This is a genomic window from Sporichthya sp., from assembly GCF_013815995.1.
In the GTDB taxonomy this organism is placed as follows: domain Bacteria; phylum Actinomycetota; class Actinomycetes; order Sporichthyales; family Sporichthyaceae; genus Sporichthya.
Map to the genome: position 1 here is coordinate 1 of NZ_JACDFE010000335.1, position 3,278 is coordinate 3,278.

At 72.0% G+C, this 3,278-nt stretch carries 2 protein-coding genes and 1 tRNA gene; 2 read left to right on the top strand and 1 reads right to left on the bottom strand.

Going from position 1 to position 3,278, the window contains the following annotated elements; translation table 11 throughout:
• Positions 1-1,629 (bottom strand): PAS domain-containing protein (locus H0X00_RS22825; RefSeq protein WP_293775088.1); only part of this gene is annotated, 1,629 nt, incomplete at its 3' end.
• Positions 1,630-1,814: 185 nt separating this feature from the next.
• Between H0X00_RS22825 and H0X00_RS22830 the strand changes: the two genes are divergently transcribed.
• A tRNA-Ser gene (locus tag H0X00_RS22830) sits at positions 1,815-1,905 on the top strand.
• A 152-nt stretch (positions 1,906-2,057) separates the two neighbouring features.
• Positions 2,058-3,218, top strand: a complete 1,161-nt coding sequence (locus H0X00_RS22835; RefSeq protein ID WP_293775089.1) for an SPFH domain-containing protein — start codon at positions 2,058-2,060, stop codon at positions 3,216-3,218.
• Positions 3,219-3,278: the final 60 nt, after the last annotated feature.

Genomic DNA, 3,278 nt, shown 5'->3' on the forward strand with positions numbered 1-3,278 from the left:
CGCCTCAGCAGCGGCTTCAGCGGCCGCGGCCTCGACCGCACGCAGCGAGCGCGTCGGCATCGGGATCACCGAGCCGCCGTTGCCGTGGGACTCCCGCACCGGGGCGTTGGACTGCGCGCGGAGCTGGAGGATCTCTGCGTTCGGCGCCGGGATGTCGGCGGGCGTCTCGAGCGCGAGGGCTTCGACCACCGGGACCTCGACGGCCGCCAACTCGACCGCCGGCGGGGCGGCCGCGACCGCGGGCAGCTCGACGACGTAGGAGCGGGCACCGGAGCTCGTCGGCTCCAGCAGGAACCGGCCGCCGTGCCGCTCGACCACGACCTGGACATAGGCCAGGTCCGGGTCCGGCCCGGCCTGACGGCCCCGGCGCGGGCGCAGCCAGCGCAGCAGCGGGTTCTCCTGGGCGGTGTCGGCGACCTCGGTCTCCCGCACCCCGATCCGCACCTTGTCCCCGACCACCACGGTCGAGAGCGCGACCGAGGCTCCGGTTGCGCTGGACTCGACCGCGGCGCGGAGCAGCTCAGAGATCGCCAGGGAGAGCCGACGCCGGTCAAGGGCGACCGAGGACGCCTCAGCGACGACCTGCACGCTGACCTGCCGCTCGGCGGCCAGCGCGGAGACCGAGGCGACGGCGTCGTCCAGCACGACGGTCAACTCACCGGGTGCGGTGGTGACCTGAGCCTGATTGCCCATCAGATGCTCGTAATCGACGGCGTCCGCGGCGATCTGCCGGATCCGCTCGACCTCGAGGGCGACCGCCTTGGGGTCGGTCAGGTCGGACTCGGCGAGCGCAGTCAGACCGGCGGTGATCTCGGCGTCGAGGATGGTCAGCAGCCGGTGGCGGCGGCGCTCCTCCTCCACCGAGCGGGTGACGTCGGTGATCGCGGCAACAGCGCCGACCGTGGTCTCGCCGTCCTTGATCGGGACCGTGGAGACCTCGACCGGGACCGGGCTGCCGTCGGCGCGCCAGAACACCTCGCGACGGCGCGGGCTGCGCTTGCCGCTGGCCAGCACCTGGCCGATGGGGGTGTCCTCGGCGGCGACCGCCGACCCGTCGAGCCGGGTGTGCCAGGCCAGGGATTGCAGGTCGCGGCCGGCCACGTCCCCGAGCCGGGTGGCGAGCAGGCGGGCGGCGGCCGGGTTGGCGAGGACGACCTTGCCGGCCATGTCGACCCCGCAGATCGCCTCTTCGGTGGCGCGCAGGATGGCCTGGGCCTGCTGGCTGGTCCGGATCAGCTCGGACTCCAGCGGGACGCTCGTCGCCTCGTGGAGCACCAGCAGCAGATGGTCCTGCGAGCCGGCCCACGGCACCAGCGCCCGGAAGACCTCGACCTGGAAGGTGGTGCCGTCCAGAGCCCGGGCCGTCATCCGCGTGGTGTCGCGCTCCCCGGGCGGGGCGGCGTGGCGGCTCTTGGCCGTGCGCTCCGGGGCCGGGCCGAAATTGGGCAGGACGTCGACGACGAGGCGCCCGATCAGCGGGCGTGACGCACCCGGGGCCTTGAAGGCCTCCAGCGCGCGGGCGTTGGCGTTGACGACCGCACCCGCCGGGTCGATCAGCAGCAGCGCATCGGGCAAATGGTCCAGGATCGTCGCGAGCAGGGCAGTGTTCCGACTCGGCCGGCCTGCCACGAAATGCCACCTCCGGGTCAACGCGGGTCCCTGGAAGGGACGCCCCGACGAAACCCTGGACGTGGCCTCGGGGGAGCCCTCATCCTTCCACGCCGACCTTGATCATTCACGGCCGCCCACCCGGCGAGGCAAGGTCTTTGCCCGGGGCTCGAGCCGACCGGTAACCTTGCGCCGTTGCGCACTCGGGAGGATTCGCCTAGTCCGGTCTATGGCGCCGCACTGCTAATGCGGTTTGGGCCTTCAAGCCCATCCGGGGTTCAAATCCCCGATCCTCCGCCCTCCGCGGCCCTGGTCACCAGATCAGGGCCGCGCGGCGTTTTGACGCTCAGATGAACCGCCACCGCCGAGGTCGTGCTGGACAGCTGCGCCCGCTAACGTCGGCGACGGATCGACCGGCGCCGGGCCGGACAGCTCGGAGGGGAGCGCAGATGGGACTCATCGACAAGCTCAAGGGCGAACTCGTCGACATCATCGAGTGGATCGATGACTCCCGTACGACGCTCGCCTGGCGGTTCCCCCGCTACAACAACGAGATCAAGAATGGCGCCGAGCTCATCGTGCGCGAGGGCCAGAAGGCGGTCTTCGTCTACCGCGGCCAGCTCGCCGACAAGTTCGAGCCAGGTCACTACACGCTGACCACCGAGGCGCTGCCGATCCTGGCCACGCTGCAGGGCTGGAAGCACGGCTTTCAGAGCCCCTTCCGCAGCGAGGTCTACTTCATCAACACCCGCCCGGTGACCGACCTGCGCTGGGGCACCCCGCAGCCGATCACGATCCGGGACCCCGACTTCTCGATGATCCCGATCCGCGCGAACGGCCTGTGCGTGGTCCGGATCGCCGACGTCGAGATCTTCCTGCGCGAGATCATCGGCACCGATTCCGCTGTCGAGCTCGATGAGCTCACCGAACTGCTGCGCCGCCTCATCGCGACCGCGTTCGCGGACCTGCTCACCGGCTCCGGCTACGGCGCCCTGGAGCTGCAGGGCAAGAACGCGGAGATCGCCGACAAGCTGAAGGTGCTCGTCCAGGAGCGGGTCGACGACGAGTTCGGCCTCGCCATCGACTCGATCGCCATGAACGTCTCGCTGCCCGAGGAGGTCACCGCGGCGCTGACCGCCGGGGTGGCCCGCGGCGTGGAGACCCGCGGGTACGTGCAGAACGTCGGCGACGTCGGCCGCCTCCAGCAGGTCCGGGCCGCCGACGCCACCCTGGCCGCCGCCGAGAACGAGGGTGGTGCCGCCGGGGCGATGGTCGGGGCCGGCATCGGGCTCGGCCTGGGCGGTCAGCTCGGCCAGCAGGTTGCCGCGAACCAGGCGATGGGCGCGAGCCCGCCGCCACTGCTCGCGGCGATGTACCACGTCGAGGTCAACGGCACGGCGACCGGCCCGTACAACCTCCAGCAACTGCAGCAGGCCATGCAGGCCGGGCAGCTGCAGGGTCAGACGCTGGTGTGGACCAACGGGATGGCCGGCTGGGCCTCGGCGAGCTCGGTGGCGCAGCTCGCGCCGCTGTTCGCCACCCCGCCGCCGCCTCCCCCACCCCCGCCGCCGCCCGCTCCCCCAGCACCACCTGCGCCGCCGGCTCAGTGATCCGGTGACAACCCCCGACGGCCCGCCACCGATCCCGGGGGCGGGTCCGCCTCCGGTGCC